Origin of the sequence: Rhodococcus sp. BP-261 (assembly GCF_019835205.1) — a bacterium.
Lineage (GTDB): Bacteria > Actinomycetota > Actinomycetes > Mycobacteriales > Mycobacteriaceae > Rhodococcoides > Rhodococcoides kyotonensis_B.
In genome coordinates, this window is sequence record NZ_JABUCO010000014.1 from 94118 (window position 1) to 112480 (window position 18363).

General features: G+C 65.4%; 16 protein-coding genes and 1 pseudogene. 13 read left to right on the top strand and 4 right to left on the bottom strand.

The window, feature by feature from the left end; genetic code table 11:
• Nucleotides 1–370 precede the first annotated feature (370 nt).
• From HQ354_RS16340 to HQ354_RS16360, 5 genes and pseudogenes are all read left to right on the top strand, one after another.
• Nucleotides 371–1201, top strand: coding sequence for a mycofactocin-coupled SDR family oxidoreductase (locus HQ354_RS16340; RefSeq protein ID WP_068424640.1), 831 nt, complete (start codon nt 371–373; stop codon nt 1199–1201).
• Nucleotides 1198–2034, top strand: coding sequence for a mycofactocin-coupled SDR family oxidoreductase (locus HQ354_RS16345; RefSeq protein WP_222634670.1), 837 nt, complete (start codon nt 1198–1200; stop codon nt 2032–2034). Before HQ354_RS16340 ends, HQ354_RS16345 begins: the two co-directional genes overlap by 4 nt.
• Complete coding sequence (locus HQ354_RS16350) at nt 2031–2966, top strand: MoxR family ATPase (RefSeq protein ID WP_222634671.1); 936 nt, start codon at nt 2031–2033, stop codon at nt 2964–2966. Before HQ354_RS16345 ends, HQ354_RS16350 begins: the two co-directional genes overlap by 4 nt.
• 69 nt (nt 2967–3035) lie before the next feature.
• Complete coding sequence (locus HQ354_RS16355; protein ID WP_222634689.1) at nt 3036–3950, top strand: VWA domain-containing protein; 915 nt, start codon at nt 3036–3038, stop codon at nt 3948–3950.
• A 198-nt stretch (nt 3951–4148) separates the two neighbouring features.
• Nucleotides 4149–6029, top strand: a pseudogene (locus tag HQ354_RS16360) (MMPL family transporter); the annotation flags it as partial.
• Nucleotides 6030–6057: 28 nt separating this feature from the next.
• Here the strand turns inward: HQ354_RS16360 and HQ354_RS25605 are convergent.
• Together HQ354_RS25605 and HQ354_RS16365 are read right to left on the bottom strand one after the other, a co-directional pair.
• Entirely contained in the window at nt 6058–6897 is an 840-nt protein-coding gene (locus HQ354_RS25605) for a uroporphyrinogen-III synthase (RefSeq protein ID WP_261768841.1), read from the bottom strand.
• Between the two features lie 73 nt (nt 6898–6970).
• A complete protein-coding gene (locus HQ354_RS16365) occupies nt 6971–7819 on the bottom strand; it encodes an aldo/keto reductase (protein WP_068424652.1) in 849 nt (282 codons plus the stop codon).
• Nucleotides 7820–7875: 56 nt separating this feature from the next.
• Here HQ354_RS16365 and HQ354_RS16370 point away from each other — a divergent pair, with 56 nt between their 5' ends.
• The 6 genes from HQ354_RS16370 to HQ354_RS16395 all read left to right on the top strand — a co-directional run bounded on the left by HQ354_RS16370 (nt 7876) and on the right by HQ354_RS16395 (nt 14023).
• Nucleotides 7876–9510 carry an ABC-F family ATP-binding cassette domain-containing protein gene (locus tag HQ354_RS16370; RefSeq protein WP_222634673.1) on the top strand — a complete coding sequence of 545 codons (1635 nt, stop codon included), beginning with the start codon at nt 7876–7878 and terminating at the stop codon, nt 9508–9510.
• Between the two features lie 117 nt (nt 9511–9627).
• The gene (locus HQ354_RS16375) at nt 9628–9891 is read left to right on the top strand and encodes a helix-turn-helix transcriptional regulator (RefSeq protein WP_068424653.1); all 264 of its coding nucleotides are present in this window, start codon (nt 9628–9630) and stop codon (nt 9889–9891) included.
• On the top strand, nt 9888–10421 hold the full coding sequence (locus HQ354_RS16380; protein ID WP_068424660.1) for a hypothetical protein: 534 nt from the start codon (nt 9888–9890) through the stop codon (nt 10419–10421). The genes HQ354_RS16375 and HQ354_RS16380 overlap by 4 nt, the downstream gene beginning before the upstream one ends.
• A 10-nt stretch (nt 10422–10431) precedes the next feature.
• The gene (locus tag HQ354_RS16385; RefSeq protein WP_222634674.1) at nt 10432–11322 is read left to right on the top strand and encodes an ABC transporter ATP-binding protein; all 891 of its coding nucleotides are present in this window, start codon (nt 10432–10434) and stop codon (nt 11320–11322) included.
• Complete coding sequence (locus HQ354_RS16390; RefSeq protein ID WP_222634675.1) at nt 11319–12515, top strand: ABC transporter permease; 1197 nt, start codon at nt 11319–11321, stop codon at nt 12513–12515. The genes HQ354_RS16385 and HQ354_RS16390 overlap by 4 nt, the downstream gene beginning before the upstream one ends.
• A gap of 11 nt (nt 12516–12526) precedes the next feature.
• Nucleotides 12527–14023, top strand: coding sequence for a carboxyl transferase domain-containing protein (locus tag HQ354_RS16395; RefSeq protein WP_068424668.1), 1497 nt, complete (start codon nt 12527–12529; stop codon nt 14021–14023).
• Here HQ354_RS16395 and HQ354_RS16400 read toward each other — a convergent pair.
• Both HQ354_RS16400 and HQ354_RS16405 read right to left on the bottom strand, forming a co-directional pair.
• Nucleotides 13937–14365: a hypothetical protein gene (locus tag HQ354_RS16400; RefSeq protein ID WP_157105282.1), complete on the bottom strand. Its 429-nt coding sequence runs from the start codon at nt 14363–14365 to the stop codon at nt 13937–13939. The two genes, HQ354_RS16395 and HQ354_RS16400, sit on opposite strands and share 87 nt — an antisense overlap.
• A gap of 133 nt (nt 14366–14498) precedes the next feature.
• Nucleotides 14499–15362: a DUF559 domain-containing protein gene (locus HQ354_RS16405; protein WP_222634676.1), complete on the bottom strand. Its 864-nt coding sequence runs from the start codon at nt 15360–15362 to the stop codon at nt 14499–14501.
• A 165-nt stretch (nt 15363–15527) separates the two neighbouring features.
• On the opposite strand from HQ354_RS16405, the gene HQ354_RS16410 reads away from it, so the two are divergent.
• Together HQ354_RS16410 and HQ354_RS16415 are read left to right on the top strand one after the other, a co-directional pair.
• Nucleotides 15528–17381, top strand: coding sequence for a propionyl-CoA synthetase (locus HQ354_RS16410; RefSeq protein ID WP_222634677.1), 1854 nt, complete (start codon nt 15528–15530; stop codon nt 17379–17381).
• A gap of 66 nt (nt 17382–17447) precedes the next feature.
• Complete coding sequence (locus HQ354_RS16415) at nt 17448–18350, top strand: DMT family transporter (protein ID WP_222634678.1); 903 nt, start codon at nt 17448–17450, stop codon at nt 18348–18350.
• Nucleotides 18351–18363: the final 13 nt, after the last annotated feature.

An 18363-nucleotide genomic window follows, 5' to 3' on the forward strand; every position in this document is an offset into this window, starting at 1 on the left:
ACCCCGCTCCGCGCAGGTTTTCAGCAGCTGCGCACGTTGCAACCTGCGCGCACGCTGGAAGGTGCGCGGCAGGGGAAGTGGCCGCCCACCAGTTCCGCTCCGCGCAGGTTTCAGCAGCTGCGCACGTTGCAACCTGCGCGCACGCTGGAAGGTGCGCGCTCGCAAAGGGTGCGAACGACACCTACTTACTTGACACCCTGAGTACCAGATAGAAATTTCGACCAAATCGCCCACTTCTGCACTCGGTGTCAGATACGTTTCTTCTCATGTCCTCCAATTCGGACATCCTGCCGCGAAACGCACAGCGCCCCGGTGGGCCAATCGTTTTGCGCTCGTACTGTTTTCACCAACCGAACAAGGAAGTTCGACCATGGGAAAGCTCGACGGGAAAGTAGCGTTCATCACCGGCGCCGCCCGCGGACAAGGCCGCAGCCACGCCGTCAGACTCGCCCAGGAGGGCGCCGACATTATCGCGATCGACCTCTGCGAGCAGGTCGGAACCGTCGGGTTCCCGCTCGCCACCGAGGAGGATCTTGCACAGACGGTCAAGGAAGTCGAAGCGCTCGATCGTCGCATCGTCGCCACGAAAGCCGACGTCCGCGACACCGCGGCACTGAAGAAGGCCGTCGACGACGGCGTCGCAGAGCTCGGCCGACTCGACATCGTCCTCGCCAACGCCGGCATTGCCAGCTTCGCGCCGGTCGACGAACTGACCGACGAGATGTGGGACGACATGATCGACATCAATCTCACCGGCGTGTTCAAGACGGTCCGCGCGGCGTTGCCACACTTGAAGGCCGGCGGACGCGGAGGCGCGATCGTGCTGACGTCGTCGACGGCGGGCATCAAGGGCCTGGGCAACCTCGCGCACTACGTCGCCGCGAAGCACGGCGTCGTCGGCCTGGTGAAGACCTTCGCAAACGAGTTCGCGCCGTACAACATTCGGGTCAACTCGGTGCATCCGACGTCGGTGAACACCGATATGATTCACAACGAACAGACGTACAAGACGTTTCTCCCCGACAACCCGAATCCGCAGAAGGACGACGCGGCCGAGGCGTTCAAGACGCTGAACGCACTGCCGATCGAGTGGGTCGAACCTGTCGACATCTCCAACGCCATTGCATTTCTCGTCTCCGACGAGGGCCGGTACATCACCGGCGTCCAACTTCCCGTCGATGCAGGATCGGTGATCAAATGACCGGCAAACTCGAAGGCAAGGTCGCCTTCATCACTGGGGCAGCGCGCAGCCAGGGCCGCAGCCACGCCCTCAGACTCGCCCAGGAAGGCGCCGACATCATCGCCGTCGACCTGTGCGGCCCCGTCGACACCATCGAGATGTACCCGGCTGCAACGGAATCGGATCTCGAAGACACCGTGAAGCAGGTCGAGGCACTGGACCGTCGGATCGTCGCGACGAAAGCCGATGTGCGGGACAGCGTCGCGTTGAAGAAAGCCGTCGACGACGGGGTTGCCGAACTCGGCCGCCTCGACATCGTCCTCGGCAACGCGGGCGTGTTCGAGATCGCGCCCGCTCTCGACATCACCGACGACGCCTGGCGGAACATGATCGACGTCAACCTCACCGGAGTCTGGAACACGTGCAGGGTTGCACTCCCTCATCTCATCGCCGGCGGCCGCGGAGGGTCGATCGTGCTGACATCGTCGACCGCGGGTCTCAAGGGCACACCGAACACCGTGCACTACACCGCCACCAAGCACGGCGTCGTGGGCATCATGCGCACACTCGCGAACGAATTCGGGCAGCACAGCATTCGTGTCAACACCGTGCACCCGACCGGCGTCGACACGGTGATGATCCAGAACCGCAAGACGTGGGGATTGTTCGCACCCGACGATCCGAATCCGACCCGCGAGAAGGCAGAACCGATCTTCGCGACGACGAACACGTTGCCGATTCCGTGGGTCGAGCCGATCGACATCTCCAACGCCATCGCGTTCCTGGTGTCCGACGAGGCTCGATACATCACCGGCACAACACTTCCCGTGGACGCCGGGTACACGATCAAATGACGTCGCTGATGTCGATCGCCGAGATTCGCCGCCGTATCGCGGCGAATCTCGTCGGTCGTGATTACGAACTGGATCTGGTGCTCGCCGCAGTGGCGGCCGGGCGGGACATGCTCATCGAAGGTCCGCCCGGCACCAGCAAGAGCACGCTTCTCGGTGCGATCACCGCCGAGTGGGGCATTCCGCTGCTCTTCGTCGAGGGCAATGCAGACTTGACGCCTGCGCGAATCGTCGGACACCACAACCCCGCTCGCGTTCTGCGGGAGGATTACAGCGAGGACAACTTCGTACCAGGTCCCCTCGTCGAGGCAATGCGCTCCGGCGGATTCCTGTACGTCGAGGAGTTCAACCGGGCGCCCGAGGACACGCTGAACACTCTTCTGACGGCGATGGCCGAGCGTCGCATCACGATCCCGCGCGTCGGGACGGTGCATGCGTTGCCCACGTTCCGCGTCATCGCGTCGATGAATCCGTACGACAACGTCGGAACGACGCGCCTGTCCACGAGCGTGCACGACCGCCTCTGCCGACTCGCGATCGACTATCAGGACGCCGAAGCGGAACGTGGAATCGTCGCACTCCGAACGGAATCCGACTCGCCACGACTGATTGCCGACGCCGTCGCGATCACCCGCGCGACCCGAGAACAGGACGACATCACGCAGGGCAGCAGTGTCCGCGGGGCGATCGACCTGACGCTCGTCGCTGGGCAGCTGGCCGATCTTCGATCGGTCGCGATACCCGTCGTCGCCGATATCGCGCCACCGCGCGACCTGCCGCAGGACTACCAGGCGCTGATGCTCGACGCCGTCCTCGTGGCCCTGTCCGGCCGAATCCACGTCGACGAAACCGCCGATGCGACACCGGAGACGATCCTGCGTCGACTCTGGGAAGACCACTTCGTCCTGAATCCTGCTGCGGCCGCGCCTGGTTGAAGAGCCGTCGCGGCCGATTCCCCGGTGCGCAGGCCCGGGAGCAGGACGACGCCCGGAACGCTGAAACCACTGCGCCGCAAGCCGAAACAACTCGACGAATCCCCGTCGTTGTTCAAGCCCGGCGTCAGCGGCGCCGTCCTCGTCGTCGACGGCCGCAGCCGGGCAGGTAAGGCGACGGGCGAGAACAACCCGTCGGCACCCGGTTTCACCGACGAGACGGCGGAGGTGATTCCGCTGCGCGACGCAACCGAGGAGGAGTCGTCGGCCGACGCGGCCACCCGTGCTCGGGCCCGTAAGATCGCCGCCCGTCTGGCGGTGCGACGGCCACGCCGCGACGCGCGGGCTCGGCGCGGCATCGGCGATCTGACGTCGTTGCGCTACCGCGGCGGGTCCGACGAGATCGACATGGATCGCACCCTCGACATCCTGGCGGCGAATCCGCTGCCGGAGGACGACGACATCGTCGTGCGGGAGCGTCTGCACACCAAGCGCTCGATCGTGCTCGTCGTCGACATCTCCGGATCGATGAAGGGTGAGCGGGTCAGGACGGCCGCGGCGACCGTCGGCGCGTTGGCGGGCGAGCTGAACCAGGACAATCTGGCGGTCGTCGCATTCTGGTCCGACGCCGCGGTCCTCACGCGCTTCGGCGATCCGATGACGCCGCTCGGCATTCTCGACACGATTCTGCGTATTCCGGCTCAGGGACTCACCAACGTTCAGTTCGCCCTCGACACCGCGGCCGGACTGCTGCGCGGGACGTCGTCGCGTGATGCGCGTGTCGTGCTGCTGTCCGACTGCGTCCACAACGCCGGACCCGACCCGCGGTACATCGCCGCGTCGATCCCGCGTCTCGACGTCCTACTCGACACGTCCGGTGAGAACGACCTCGATCTGGGACGCGATCTGGCGCGCCTCGGGCACGGACGGATCCGCACGGTCCGCACGTACCGCGACGTCGGGCCCGCGCTGAGCGCGTTCTTCTGACACCGTTTCAGAAAGCTGCAAGAACCCTCCAAGTCGCTCCGGCCAGTGTGTGCACACCACACCCGAAGGAGCACCATCATGAGCACTCTGCTCGGAAGACTCGGCGCACTGTGCGCCGCACACCCTTGGCGAACGATCACGGTCTGGGTCGTACTGCTGGTGTACACGCTCGCCGCTGCAGGCGCGTTCGGCGGCCAGATGCAGGACGACTACCACGTCGACGGACTCGAATCCGTCGCGGGCAGCGACCTGCTGGCCGAACGGTTTCCGGACATGGCAGGAACCGACGCCCGCGTCGTCGTCCACGATCCCGACGGTCTCGACCAGGCCGATCTGGCCGGCCTCGGCAGTCGGCTCCGCGATCTCGACGGCGTCGGAACGGTAGCGCCCCCGCGGATGTCCTCGGACGGCGACACCGCGCTGATCGCCGTCCAGTACTCCGTTCCGGTGACCGACTTCGCCGGAACCGAGGGCATCGATGCACTGCGGACGGCGACGGCACCGCTCGAACGCGAGGGCGTGCAGGTCGAACTCGGCGGGCAGGTGGCCGAGAACATCAGCGCTCCGAGTGGCGTCGCCGAAGCAGTCGGCATCGTCGTCGCGCTGGCCATTCTGTTGGTGGCGTTCGGATCGGTCGTCGCGGCGGGGCTTCCGATCGCGGTGGCGATCGTCGGAGTCGGGATCGGAACGGGAATCATCGCGTTGCTGTCGGCCGTCACCGAGATCGGTCCCATGGCCCCGACGATCGCGACGATGGTCGGCATCGGCGTCGGCATCGATTACGCGTTGCTGCTCGTCACCCGTTTCGCCGACGGTCTTCGATCGGGCCTCTCCCGGACGGAGTCTGCAGCACAAGCCAATTCGACGGCAGGCGTCTCCGTCGTGTTCGCCGGTACGACGGTTCTGCTGTGCCTGCTCGGCCTGCGCCTCGCCGGCGTGCCCGTCTACGCGTCGATGGGGTATGCGACGCTGGCCGTCGTCGGCGCCGTGATGCTGACGTCGGTCACTCTGGTGCCTGCGCTGTGCGCGCTTGCCGGCCCGCGCGTTCTGGGGAGAAAAATGCGGACCATGGTCGGCGCGTCCCGAACCGAGCGGTGGGCACGCATGGTGTGTCGCAGACCGGTGGCGTGGGCAGTATCGGCACTGGTACTGATGGCTATTCTGGCCGCACCCGTGCTCGACATGCGACTGTGGCCGCAGAACGCAGGAACGCAGCCGACGTCCAACACGACCCGAGTGGCCTACGACCTGATCGACGCCGAATACGGTCCAGGCGCCAACGGGCCGTTCACGCTGGCCGTCGATCTGACAACGGTCGACATCGACTCCCTGACAATGCGATTGGCCGACGAGCCGGGAATCGCCACGGTGATGCCGCCGATGGTCAACGCAGTGGGAGACACGGCGATCGTCGTGATCGAGCCGACGACGGGACCCGCCGACGAAGCGACCACCGAATTGCTCGACCGGCTACGCTCCGACGTCGCAGGCGACGGCGTCGTCGTCACCGGTGTGACCCCGATCTTCGCGGACATCACCGACAAACTCGCCGACCGGATCTGGCTCGTCGTCGCGTTCGTCGTGGCTCTGTCGGTCGTGTTGCTGACCGCGGTGTTCCGTTCGATCGTCGTATCACTGAAAGCCGCGGCGATGAATCTACTGTCGGTGGCCGCGGCATACGGCGTCATGGTCGCAATCTTCCAATGGGGCTGGGGCACAGAACTGTTGGGGCTTCCGCACGCAGTACCGGTGTCGAGCTGGGTACCGATTCTGATGTTCACGATTCTGTTCGGACTCTCGATGGACTACGAGGTCTTTCTGCTCTCGCGCGTCCGTGAACTGTGGCTGCGCTCCGGAGACGCTCATTCCTCGGTCGTCGACGGCGTCGCCTCGACCGGACGCGTCATCACCAGCGCGGCAGCGATCATGGTCGCGGTGTTCCTCGGCTTCGCGATGGACGCCGACGTGACGGTCAAGATGATGGGCGTCGGACTCGCGACGGCGGTGTTCCTCGACGCCACCGTGGTACGCATGGTGCTCGTCCCGGCGACGATGACGCTTCTCGGACAATGGAATTGGTGGACGCCTATGAGTCCGCGAACCCGGGTCACTCCGCAGGCTGCGGTCCCGCACCCAGCTGCTCGACCACATACTTCGCAAGAGCACCCAACCGAGCCCGCTCCGGCATACGCGTCGGAACATCGAGAGCGTCCAACGGCGCCGAGGTGACCGGTCCGACGCAGATCGCGACGACGGGACCCCGTAGCGCAGTGAGGAATTCGTCGAGAAGTCCGTTGTCCTTGGCCGTCGACAACATCGATGCGACGGCCGGGGCGCTGGTGAAGGTGACGGCGTCGACATCGTGGTTCAGGATCTCGGCCAGAAGGTCGATCAGCGGCTGCTGATCGACCGGCCGAATCCAGCGATAGACGGGGATAGCGCGGACGTCGGCGCCGAGTCTGCCCAGAGCCTCGCTGAGGTGGATCGTCGGCTCCCACTCGGTGATGGTGCCGTGCAACTGGACAGCGACGTCCATGCCCGCAACGCCTTCCGCTGCGAGATGATCGGCGACTTCCTGGGATGCCTCGGTCGTCGGCGACCAGATCTCGCGGAGACCGGCGCCGCGAATGGCGCCGCGCGCCTTGGGGCCTCGCGCGATGATGCGCGTGGACCCGAGGGCCGCCAGGAGTTCCTCACGGTTGTCCCAGCCTTCGGCCGCGTCGAGCCAGCCGCGGAATCCGATACCGGTACTGATGACCGTCAGTTCGGGAGGGCGTTCGATGAAGTCGGCGGTCTTCTCACGGAGATCCGAGTCGTCGAGAAGAGGGAGAACGTGAATCGCGGGGACGTGCACGGTCCGTGCGCCGCGGCGTTCGAGCAGCGCGGCGAACTCGTCCGCCCGCCGTTCGGCGGTCAGCGCGATCGTCTTCCCCGACAGTGGAGCCATGCCGGAAAGGATAGGCGCTCCGCACCTGTGCGTGCATAGTTGGACTCCTGCCCAACTATGCACGCACGGGTGGCTATGCCGCGAACACGTCCGGATCAGGGCCGGTGCGGCCGTCCGGGGTGTCCAGCGCGTTGATCTGCTGAATCTCGTCGCTCGACAGCTCGAAACCGAAGACGTCGAAGTTGCTCGCGATGCGCGCCGGCGTCACCGACTTCGGAATCACCACGTTGCCGAGCTGAATGTGCCACCGCAGGATGACCTGGGCCGGGGTGACGCCATGCGCGTCGGCAATGGTCGCGAACGCCGGGTCGTCCAGAATCGTGCCGGAACCGAGCGGGCTCCACGCCTCGGTCGCGATGCCCTTCGACGTGTGGAACGCGCGCAGCTCTTCCTGATTGAACCGCGGGTGCAGCTCGATCTGGTTGACGGCCGGAACCTCGCCGACCGCGTCGATCAGTTTCTCGAGCGTCGGGATGGTGAAGTTGGAGACGCCGATGGATCCGATCCGACCGTCGGCCTTCAGCTTCTGGAACGCCTTGAACGTGTCGATGTACTTGTCACGGTCGAGCTGCTGCCAGTGAATGAGGTACAGGTCCAGGTAGTCGAGTCCCAGACGGTCCATGCTGGCATCGAAGGCGGTCAGCGTGGAGTCGTAGCCCTGATCGTCGTTCCACAACTTGGTCGTGACGAACAGCTCGTCGCGTGCGATGCCGGATTCCGCGATCGCCTTGCCGGTGCCGGCTTCGTTCTCGTACACCTTCGCGGTGTCGATGCTGCGGTAGCCGACCTTCAGTGCTTCCGCGACCGCGTCGTATGCGCCGTCGTCGGGAACCTGCCACACGCCGAAGCCGAGCTGGGGAATCGCATGCCCGTCGTTCAGCACGATCGTCGGAACAGAACTGGTCTTCGGTGAAAACGTCATACGAATGCCAACTCCCGAGGGGGTTTCTCTGTTCCCTGCACGCGATAATGGCGGGTGTGACTGCAACGCTCCGGATCGACGATCTTTCTGCCTTCCACGGCGACCGCACCCTGTTCGCCGGGCTCGACCTCACGGTCACCGAGGGCGACGTCATCGGCCTCGTCGGCGCGAACGGTGCAGGTAAGTCGACGTTGTTGACGCTGCTCGCGGGCGTCGGAACAGCCGAGTTCGAGGGTGAGATATACACGAGCCCGCCCGACGCCACCGTCGGATATCTCGCGCAGGAGCCGGACCGTCGGGCAGGAGAAACCGTCGTCCAGTTCATCGGTCGCCGCACCGGAGTCACGGCCGCCGAACAGACGATGAACGACGCGGCCGAGGCGCTCGGTTCGGGCTCGGACGAGGACCTCTACACGCCCGCGCTGGAGAAGTGGCTGGCGCTGGGTGGCGCCGACCTGGCCGAACGGACCGAAAAGGTGCTTGCCGACCTCGGTCTCGCGGTCGACGGTTCTGCTCTGATGACGTCGTTGTCCGGTGGTCAGGCCGCGCGGGCAGGGCTCGCCGCCATTCTGCTCGCCCGGTACGACATTCTTCTGCTCGACGAGCCGACCAACGATCTCGATCTGGCGGGGCTCGAGCAGTTGGAACGGTTCGTCGTGGAAACGCGAGCGGCAATCGTCGTCGTCAGTCACGATCGTGAATTCCTCGCGCGGACGGTCACCGGCATCGTCGAGTTGGATCGGGGTCAGCGCCGCATCGACGTGTACGACGGCAGCTACGAGTCCTACCTCGCCGAACGGGAAATCGCGCGACAGCATGCACGGGAGAAGTACGACGACTACGCCGACACGAAGGCATCGTTGGAGTCCCGCGCGCAGATGCAGCGGAACTGGATGGAATCCGGCGTCCGGAATGCGCGTCGCAAAGCAACGGACAACGACAAGATCAGCCGCAAGACACGCGCGGAATCCACCGAGAAACAGGCCGCGAAAGCGCGTCAGACACAACGCCGTATCGAACGGCTCGAGGTCGTCGAGGAGCCCCGCAAGGAGTGGGAACTGCGGATGGAAATCGCCGCGGCACCCCGCAGCGGCACCGTCGTTTCGGTGCTCGGTGGGGCAGTCGTGCGTCGGCCGGGCTTCACGTTCGGACCCGTCACGACGCAGATCGAATTCGGTGACCGTGTGCTGATCACCGGCGCGAACGGTTCGGGAAAGACCACGTTGTTGTCGGTACTCCTCGGCAAACTGGTGCCCGACGAGGGGACCGCGTCGCTGGGCTCCGGCGTCGCGGTCGGTGAAATCGACCAGGCGCGAGGGTTGTTCACCGGAGCGGCGACGGTGGCCGAGTCATTGAGTGCCGCGGTTCCCGACTGGCCCGACGCCGATGTACGTACGTTGCTCGCGAAATTCGGCCTGCGGGGCGACGACGCGCTGCGGGCCGCCGATTCTCTGTCCCCGGGTGAGCGCACTCGCGCGGCCTTGGCCCTGTTGCAAGCGCGTGGCGTGAATTTGCTCGTGCTGGACGAGCCGACCAATCACCTCGACCTGCCCGCGATCGAGCAACTCGAACGGGCGATGGAGAACTTCGAGGGCACGTTGCTGCTGGTCACGCACGACCGCCGCATGCTCGACACCGTCCGCGCGACGCGACGGTGGGTCATGGACGGCGGCCGGTTGACGGAGGTGTGACTCTCCCGTCGGCATCGATGGACCGTGGCATCCGATAGACGATTGCCGCGGTCCATCGATGCGTTGGAGCGTCGTCAACGGTTGACAGATCGTTGGGTTTATACAACACTTCGTTCTATGAGCCCCAAGCGTGCGACCACGCTCCCGATTTACAACCGGGTGGGAGTTCTGCGAGCCGAACGCAAGATGAGCCGCGCGCAACTGGCCGAACTCGTCGACGTCAACCCACAGACCGTGGGGGCGCTCGAACGAGGTGACCACTACCCGAGCCTGGACCTGGCCATGCGCATCTGCGACGTCTTCGACCTCCCCATCGAGGCCGTCTTCTCGCGCACGGAGCTCGGACCACTCTCCGCCGAACTGTTCAGAAGGGAACCATGAGTACCCCGGACACGAACATCCTCAGCCGCTACCAGACCTATCGAACGCGGCGCTTCCTGGAGAACGACGCCAAGACGCGCCACTGGTTGCCGGGTTGGCGCACACAGCATCGCCGACGCGTTCTGGCCGTCGCCGTTCTGGCCACCCTGTTCGTTCTTCTCGTTCTGTCGATCTCCACCCTGTTCTGGAAGTGGGCGCCCCTTGCGTGGCTCCCGGCCACCGCAGCGTTCCTCGTCCTGTGGACGATCCTGCAGACCGTGTCGGGCCGCCACAGCGACGCACCCGTGGGAGCACTCGACGAGTGGGAAGTGGAGCAGCGCAACGAAGCTCGCTCCATCGGCCTGACGGTCACCCAAGGTACTGTTCTCACCGCCGTCATCGCGCTCGTCTTCCTGTCCACCACCCTCGACAACGACCGCCTCGCCTACGCAGGCGGCCTCTGGACCCTGGTTGCCCTCCTGACCGGAATCTGTTCTCCCGCAATAATTCTTGCCTGGATAACCCCCGACCCCGATCCCGAAGATCTCTGAAAGAGGCCCCATGAGCACCCTCACGATCGACGACATCTCGAAAAGGTACGGCGACAAGATCGCCCTGGATTCCCTGACCTTCGACGTTCGGCCGGGCGAGCTCTTCGGCTTCGTCGGCAGCAACGGAGCGGGCAAGACCACCACGATGCGCATCGTCCTCGGCGTGCTGTCGGCCGACTCCGGACGAGTTCTCCTGGGCGGCAATCCCGTCGACCTCGACGTCCGCCGAACCATCGGCTACATGCCGGAGGAACGCGGGCTCTACCCGAAAATGAAGGTCGGGCCGCAGCTGGCGTATCTGGCCGAATTGCACGGACTGTCGTCGGCCGACGCGAAGGCCGCGGTCGCGCGATGGACCGAACGACTCGGCATCGCCGAGCGATTGAACGACACGGTCGACGCGCTCAGTCTCGGCAACCAACAGCGCGTTCAACTCGCCGCCGCACTCGTGCACGACCCCGCGGTACTCGTTCTGGACGAACCGTTCTCGGGCCTCGATCCCGTCGCCGTCGACGTCATGAGCGACGTGCTGCGAGAGAAGGCGTCGTCCGGTGTGCCCGTGATCTTCTCGAGTCATCAGTTGGATCTCGTGCAGCGGCTGTGCGATCGGGTCGGCATCATCTCCGGCGGTTCGATGAAGGCCGTCGGCACCGTCGACGAGCTTCGCGGGGCGGGTGACGCACAACTTCTCGTACACGCGCCGGGCGCCCAGGAAGGCTGGGCCGACGCCATCGCAGGCGTCACGCCGATCGGTCATTCCGACGGGCGCACCATCCTGAGCGTCAAGAGCGGCGCCGACGACCAAGCCATCCTCCGCGCAGCGCTGGCCACCGGACCCGTGCACGAATTCTCCTTCCGCAAACCGTCGTTGAGCGACCTGTTCCGAGAGGCAGTGGCATGAGTCAACAGATGAGTTCGAGTCGCGCCATCGGATTGATCGCCAAGCGCGAGTTCACCGTTCAGGTGATGAAGAAGAGCTTCGTCATCAGCAACGTCATCATTCTCGCCGTCATCATCGGCGGCATCATCGCCTACTCGATCTTCTCCGGGGGTGACGACGAGGAACGTGACGTCGTCGGCGTCGTCGGCGATTCTTCGATCGCGTCCATCCTGGAGCAGACCGGCACCGCCGTCGGCAGCCCGGTCGAGGTTCGCGAAATCTCCGACGCCGACACCGCGCGCGCCGACGTCGAATCCGGTGATGTCGCAGTCGCTCTCGTACCGGGTAGCGCAGGCGCGTACACGGCGATCACCGACTCGGAGCTCGAGGGAACTCTCCGCGCCGTCGTCGAAGGAAGCGTGCAGACGCAGGCGACCGACACCGCTCTCGCCGCGCAAGGCGTCGACCAGAACGCATTGGCAGCGGCCGCGTCGCAGGCAACCGTGACGGTCGAGGCGATCGATCCTCCGGATCCCGAAGCGGGACAACGTGTTGCGCTGTCACTCGCCGCGGTGTTCGTGCTGTACGCGCAGATCATCGGATTCGGGATGTACGTCGCGATGGGCGTCGTCGAGGAGAAGTCGTCGCGTGTCGTCGAACTGCTGCTGTCGACGGTTCGGCCGCTGCAGTTGTTGTGGGGCAAGATCATCGGGATCGGCGCGGTCGGCATTCTGCAACTCGCGTTGTACGGGGCAGCGGGTGTCGGAGCGGGACTCGCCACCGGCACTCTCACCGTCACCGGAACGGCCATCACGGTCTTCGCCAGCACCCTGGGCTGGTTCGTCCTCGGTTTCGCGTTCTTCGCGGTGCTGTACGCGGCAGGCGGTTCGATGGTCTCGCGGCAGGAGGACGTCAACTCGACGACCATGCCGTTGCTCCTGCTGATCATGGCAATGTTCTTCTCCGCGTTCTACTCCGTCGGAGATCCCGAGAGCACGCTCAGCAACGTCCTGAGCTGGATTCCCCCGTTCTCCGCCGTCATGATGCCGCTGCGCATCGCGGCCGGTGTGGCGCCGGTCTATCAGGTCGTCGGCACGGTGCTCATCATGGCTGCCACCACCGCAGCCCTGGCCGTCGTCGCCGCGAAGATCTACCAGCGCTCGATCCTGCGGATCGGCAAGACCGTCACGTGGAAGGAAGCATTCGCCCGCTAAGCTCCAGTTCCATGAGCACGCGAACGTCCGCCGCCGAGATTCTCGATGCCATTCTCGACGGCGGATCGTTCGTGTCGTGGGATTCCCCGCCGCTCGACGTCTCCCCCGGCCCGGCCTACGCGGCGGACCTCGACAGGGCGCGGGAGAAGAGCGGCGTCGACGAGTCGGTTCTGACCGGACGCGGCATGATCGACGGCAGACCGGTGGCCGTCGTCGCCTGCGAATTCGCCTTTCTCGCCGGATCCATCGGCGTGGCCGCCGCGGAACGGATCGTCACCGCCATCGAACGGGCGACGGCCGAGGGACTGCCGTTGATCGCGTCTCCCACGTCGGGCGGAACGCGTATGCAGGAAGGGACGCTCGCGTTCGTCCAGATGGTGAAGATCGCAGGCGCCGTCACCGTACACAAGACGGCCGGACTGCCGTACCTCGTGTACCTCCGCAACCCGACGACCGGTGGAGTGTTCGCGTCCTGGGGATCGCTGGCGCACGTCACGTTCGCGGAGCCCGGCGCACTGATCGGTTTTCTCGGACCCCGCGTGTATCAGGCGTTGTACGACAAGCCATTTCCCGACGGCGTCCAGACCGCCGAGAATCTGTACCACCACGGCGTCATCGACGGGGTCGTGCCGATCGACAGCCTCCGCCACCTGCTCGTACGTGCCCTACGCGTCGTCACTGGTGAGACCGAGATTCCCGCCGAGTTGGAACCCGCCCCGGCCGACATTCCGGAGCACTCCGCGTGGCATTCCGTCGAGGCATCCCGACGCGAAGACCGTCCGGGCGTCCGGGAGCTGTTGGAACACGCTGCGACCGAACAGGTTCCGTTGAGCGGCACCGGTCAGGGCGAATCGGACACCACTATTCTGTTGTCGCTGTGCAGGTTCCGCGGAATCTCGTGCGTGGTGTTCGGCAACGACCGCAGCAGTCACAGCGTCACCGCAACCATGGGGCCGGCCGCACTCCGAGAAGCGCGTCGGGGAATGCGCTTGGCCGAGGAACTGGGCATTCCGCTGGTACTCGTCATCGACACGTTCGGTGCCGCACTGTCGAAAGAGGCCGAGGAAGGTGGTCTCGCACCCGAGATCGCGCGGTGCATCAGCGATCTCGTCACCGTGAACACACCGACCGTCTCGGTGCTGCTCGGACAGGGGACGGGAGGCGGCGCTCTCGCCCTGCTGCCTGCAGACCGAACGCTGTGTGCGCAGAACGCGTGGCTCGCGCCGCTGCCGCCCGAAGGTGCCAGTGCGATCGTCCACCGAGACACCGCCCACGCCCCCGATATGGCGGAGGCACAGGGCATTCGGTCGGTAGACCTGTTGCGTGACGGGATCGTCGACGCCATCGTCCCCGAGAACCCGGACGCGGCAGACGAACCCGTCGAGTTCTCGACACGCGTCGCCGGTGCGATCGCCCGCGAGCTACGTGAGATCGCGACCGGCGGGCCGGACCGCGTCTCGCTGCGTATGGAAAGGTACCGGCGGCTCGGAGTTCGGGATCAGAGCTAGCAGGTCGCCGGCCCGAACGTCCGACGGCAATGCGACCTTGCCGTCGCCGAACGCGAAGAACTCCCGTCCTGCCACCGAATGTCGATTGGCGACCTCGGCTGCGACACAGTCGCACGCGGCCGCGTCGACACGCACTGTTCCGGCGAGTACCGACCTCACCCGCGTGACGACGACGCCACCCAGCCGTGTCGGAGTTCCGTCGCAGTCGGCGAGATCCTCGACGCACACGCCGTCGACCATCAGGCGCCCCAGGTGAAAATGCGTCGCCGACGGCCAGATCGCCATGTCGAATCGGGACGGGCACGCGGCTCGGAGGGAGGGAAGTTGTTCGAAAAGGGTCACGTCGTCGAGTGTTCGTCGGGTTCGCCGCGGTTACCAGAGTTTTGACGAAACCCTTACGGACCAGCCGCGACTGGCTGCACAGTGTTGACGCGATTCGGGCGGGATCCCGCCAGTTCGGCCCGACAATGTGCACTCAGTTGCGCGGGAGAGTACGACTGGACGAATTGATCGACTTCCGACGCCGCCGCACCACGGTAATGATCTCCTCGACGACGCGGTCGAGGTCGGCAAGCACCGTCGCGGCCGAATACCGCAGCACCAACCATCCTTCGAGGACCAGAGCGTTCTGCCGTCGGCGATCGTTGTTGAATGTCGCCGGATCGCTGTGGAACTCGCGTCCGTCGATCTCGACGATGACGCGGGCACGGAAGTCGACGAGGTCACCGTAGAACGGACCCACCCTCGCGTTGATCGCCATCCGAAAATTTCGGGCGGTCAAGGCACGCGCGACGATTCGCTCCGGTTCGGAGCGGGTGCCAGGGCAGCAGCGTCGAAGCTGTTCTCGAAGAGCCGCCATGCCCTTCATGCCGGCAGAAATATCGCAGATCTCCGCGACTCGTCGCCACGGAATCCGTGCGCCGATCGCAGCGTCGAAGAACTTCTCCAGTTCGGGCTTCGGGAGAACCGCAGCGACATCGACGAATGCCTGCTCGATCGCGACGATCCGAAATCCTCCGTAGGTCGCAACGGTGGGCAGCGTCCGGCGATAGATACGCACCCAATCGGGGGCACGTGATCGGCCCGACGGATCGATCGTGACTTCGACGCGCTGCGGTTCGTAGTCGATCAGCCCCCAGAGCCACGCTGCGGTCGTGTGGCTGACCACCGCCTTCGGCTTCCACAACGCGACGGCCCGGCACAGATCCATGTAGTCCGGCTTCTCGGTCGCATAGATCTCCGGAAGCAGACGTATAAGTTCCCCGGACTTCACGCGTCGGGAAATCGCACTTCGACTCATCCCTGACGCAATCAGCTGTGCCGCTGTCGATACCCCCATGACGAACAACCGTCGCCTATGGAGACCCCCGGTGGTAGGGGCAATTTTCGTCCTGTGGATAGCCCGCGACTGAGTGCACATTATCGGGCCATGTGGACGGGATCCCGCCAGTTCGGCCTGACAATGTGCACTCAATTGCGCGTATCCGCAACTAGTGTGGTTTTCATGAGCGGCGAGTACCGAAAGAGCTTCGACAGCAGCATCACCGATCGCGAAGGGTTCTGGCTGGATGCGGCCGAGAGCGTCACGTGGGACGCGCCGCCGAGCAGGGCGTACGACGGCGCGGGCTGGTTCCCCGACGGTCGGCTGAACACCTGCTTCAACGCGCTCGACCGCCACGTCCAGGCCGGTCACGGTGATCGGACGGCGTTGATCTACGACTCGGCGATGGTCGGCACCCAGCGTTCCTACACGTACGCGGAGTTACTGGACTCGGTGGCCACGTTCGCGGGTGTTCTGGCGAAACACGGCGTCACTCGCGGCGATCGGGTGGTGCTCTACCTTCCGATGATCCCCGAGGCCGTCGTCGCGATGCTGGCGTGCGCGCGGATCGGTGCCGTGCACTCGGTCGTGTTCGGTGGATTCGCTGCCAAGGAACTCGCCGCGCGTATCGACGACGCGAAGCCGAAGCTGATCGTCACCGCGTCGGGCGGTCTGGAGCCGGGACGTACCGTCGAATATCTTCCGATCGTCGAGAAGGCCCTGTCTCTGTCCTCTCCGACGACGGTCATCGTCAAAAAACGCGACGAGATTCCCGCCGACCACGCCTGGCTCGACTGGGACACCGAGATCGCCGACGCGTCTGCCGCCGAACCGGTTTCGGTGCAATCCACCGATCCGCTGTACATCCTGTACACGTCGGGAACGACGGGTAAGCCGAAGGGCGTCGTGCGCGACAACGGGGGCCACGCCGTCGCACTGACGTGGTCGATGCGCCACATCTACGACGTCGGAGCAGGCCAGGTGATGTGGACGGCGTCGGACGTCGGATGGGTCGTCGGACATTCGTACATCGTCTACGGCCCGCTGCTCGCCGGCGCGACCACGGTTCTGTACGAGGGCAAACCCGTCGGAACTCCCGACGCGGGCGCGTTCTGGCGCGTCATCGCCGATCACGGTGTGCGAGCGCTGTTCACGGCGCCGACGGCTCTGCGCGCGATCCGCAAGGTCGATCCGCACGCGTCGGAACTCGAGAAGTACGACGTGTCGTCGCTCGAGACGCTGTTCGTCGCCGGCGAGCGCCTCGACCCCGATACGTACGAGTGGATCAGCCGCACGCTGAATCGTCCCGTCGTCGACCATTGGTGGCAGACCGAGACCGGCTGGGCCATCTGCGCCAATCTACGTGGGCTGGAACCTCTTCCGATCAAACCCGGTTCGGCGACCGTCCCCGTTCCCGGCTTCCAGGTCGAGATTCTCGACGCGACGGGCACTCCCGTCGAGGCGGGCACCGAAGGCAACGTCGTCGTGAAGCTGCCGCTGCCGCCCGGCACGTTGGTGGGCCTGTGGAACGACGAATCACGGTTCCAGCGTTCCTATCTCGACACCTTCCCCGGCTTCTACCTCACCGGCGACTCGGGATACATCGACGCCGACGGGTACGTGTTCGTGCTCGGCCGTAGCGACGACGTCATCAACGTTGCGGGACATCGACTGTCGACGGGTTCGATGGAAGCCGTCGTCGCGAGTCACCCGGCCGTGGCCGAATGCGCCGTCATCGGCATCCACGACGACCTGAAGGGCCAGCGCCCCAGTGGATACGTCGTACTGAAAGCAGGTGAGACGATCGAGGAAGACCAGCTGCGCGACGAACTGGTCGCGATGGTGCGCGATCAGATCGGTGCACTCGCCACGTTCCGTGACGTCACCGTCGTCGGGGCGCTGCCGAAGACCCGGTCCGGCAAGATTCTGCGCAAGACGATGCGCCAGATCGTCGCGGGTGAGGAGTACGGGGTGCCGTCGACCATCGAGGATCCGGCGGTGCTCGACGCGTTGGCGGAGCGGCTTCGCCGCTCGTGAGTGGGAATGTATACCCCTCTACACATTCGCACGCACGGGTGACGGCGTCGCCTACTGTTTCTCCTTATGACCGAGCTCGACACCCGCCCGAAACCCGACCTCCTCGCTCTCGGCGCCGTCACGATCACCGTGCTGTCGTGGGCGTCGGCGTTCGTCGCGATCCGCGGCGTCGGAACGTCGTTCGGCGCGGGACCTCTCGCGCTCGGGCGTCTGCTCATCGGCACGGTCGCGCTCGGACTCGTCCTGCTCGTCCGGAGGACATGGGTGCGGCCGAGCAGAACACAGCGGCTGCAGATCCTCAGCGTCGGAGTGTTCTGGTTCGCGATCTACAACGTTGCGCTGAACGCCGCCGAGCAACGGGTCGACGCGGGCACGACGTCGATGTTCATCCAGATCGGCCCGATCCTGGTGGCCCTGTTCGCCGGACTGCTGCTCGGCGAGGGCTTTCCGAAATGGCTCGTCATCGGTGCCGCCGTCGCGTTCGGTGGTGCCGTCATGGTCGGCGTCGTCACCGCCGTCACGACGACCGACACCACCAGGACCGACGCCGACGCCCTCGGCATCGCGCTGTGCCTCGTCTCGGCCGTCACCTACGCGATCGGTGTACTGAGCCAGAAGCCGGTGCTCCGCACGATTCCCGGCCTGCAGGTGACGTGGATGGCCTGCGCGATCGGCGCGCTGTGCACTCTGCCGTTCGCACCCGCGCTTCTGGGTGACCTGAGCCACGCATCGGCGGGCGCCACCGGCGGACTGATCTACCTCGGCCTCGTCCCGACGGCACTCGCGTTCAGCACGTGGGCATTCGCGCTGTCACGCATGAACCACGGCCGACTGGGCGTCACCACGTACGCCGTCCCGCCGCTGACGATTCTCATGGCCTGGGCGCTCCTCGGCGAGGTCCCGCACTACCTCGCTGTCCTCGGTGGAGTCGTCTGCCTCGTCGGAGTCGGACTGTCACGGCGGCGTTGATCGGGTCGTTCCG

What these genes read in the sequence shown, in the direction of transcription:
- HQ354_RS16340 (WP_068424640.1), top strand. Translation starts at nt 371, where the DNA reads ATGGGAAAGCTCGACGGGAAAGTAGCGTTCATCACCGGCGCCGCCCGC.
- HQ354_RS16345 (WP_222634670.1), top strand. Translation starts at nt 1,198, where the DNA reads ATGACCGGCAAACTCGAAGGCAAGGTCGCCTTCATCACTGGGGCAGCG.
- HQ354_RS16350 (WP_222634671.1), top strand. Translation starts at nt 2,031, where the DNA reads ATGACGTCGCTGATGTCGATCGCCGAGATTCGCCGCCGTATCGCGGCG.
- HQ354_RS25605 (WP_261768841.1), bottom strand. Translation starts at nt 6,897, where the DNA reads ATGGCTCCACTGTCGGGGAAGACGATCGCGCTGACCGCCGAACGGCGG.
- HQ354_RS16365 (WP_068424652.1), bottom strand. Translation starts at nt 7,819, where the DNA reads ATGACGTTTTCACCGAAGACCAGTTCTGTTCCGACGATCGTGCTGAAC.
- HQ354_RS16375 (WP_068424653.1), top strand. Translation starts at nt 9,628, where the DNA reads ATGAGCCCCAAGCGTGCGACCACGCTCCCGATTTACAACCGGGTGGGA.
- HQ354_RS16380 (WP_068424660.1), top strand. Translation starts at nt 9,888, where the DNA reads ATGAGTACCCCGGACACGAACATCCTCAGCCGCTACCAGACCTATCGA.
- HQ354_RS16385 (WP_222634674.1), top strand. Translation starts at nt 10,432, where the DNA reads ATGAGCACCCTCACGATCGACGACATCTCGAAAAGGTACGGCGACAAG.
- HQ354_RS16390 (WP_222634675.1), top strand. Translation starts at nt 11,319, where the DNA reads ATGAGTCAACAGATGAGTTCGAGTCGCGCCATCGGATTGATCGCCAAG.
- HQ354_RS16395 (WP_068424668.1), top strand. Translation starts at nt 12,527, where the DNA reads ATGAGCACGCGAACGTCCGCCGCCGAGATTCTCGATGCCATTCTCGAC.
- HQ354_RS16405 (WP_222634676.1), bottom strand. Translation starts at nt 15,362, where the DNA reads ATGGGGGTATCGACAGCGGCACAGCTGATTGCGTCAGGGATGAGTCGA.
- HQ354_RS16410 (WP_222634677.1), top strand. Translation starts at nt 15,528, where the DNA reads ATGAGCGGCGAGTACCGAAAGAGCTTCGACAGCAGCATCACCGATCGC.
- HQ354_RS16415 (WP_222634678.1), top strand. Translation starts at nt 17,448, where the DNA reads ATGACCGAGCTCGACACCCGCCCGAAACCCGACCTCCTCGCTCTCGGC.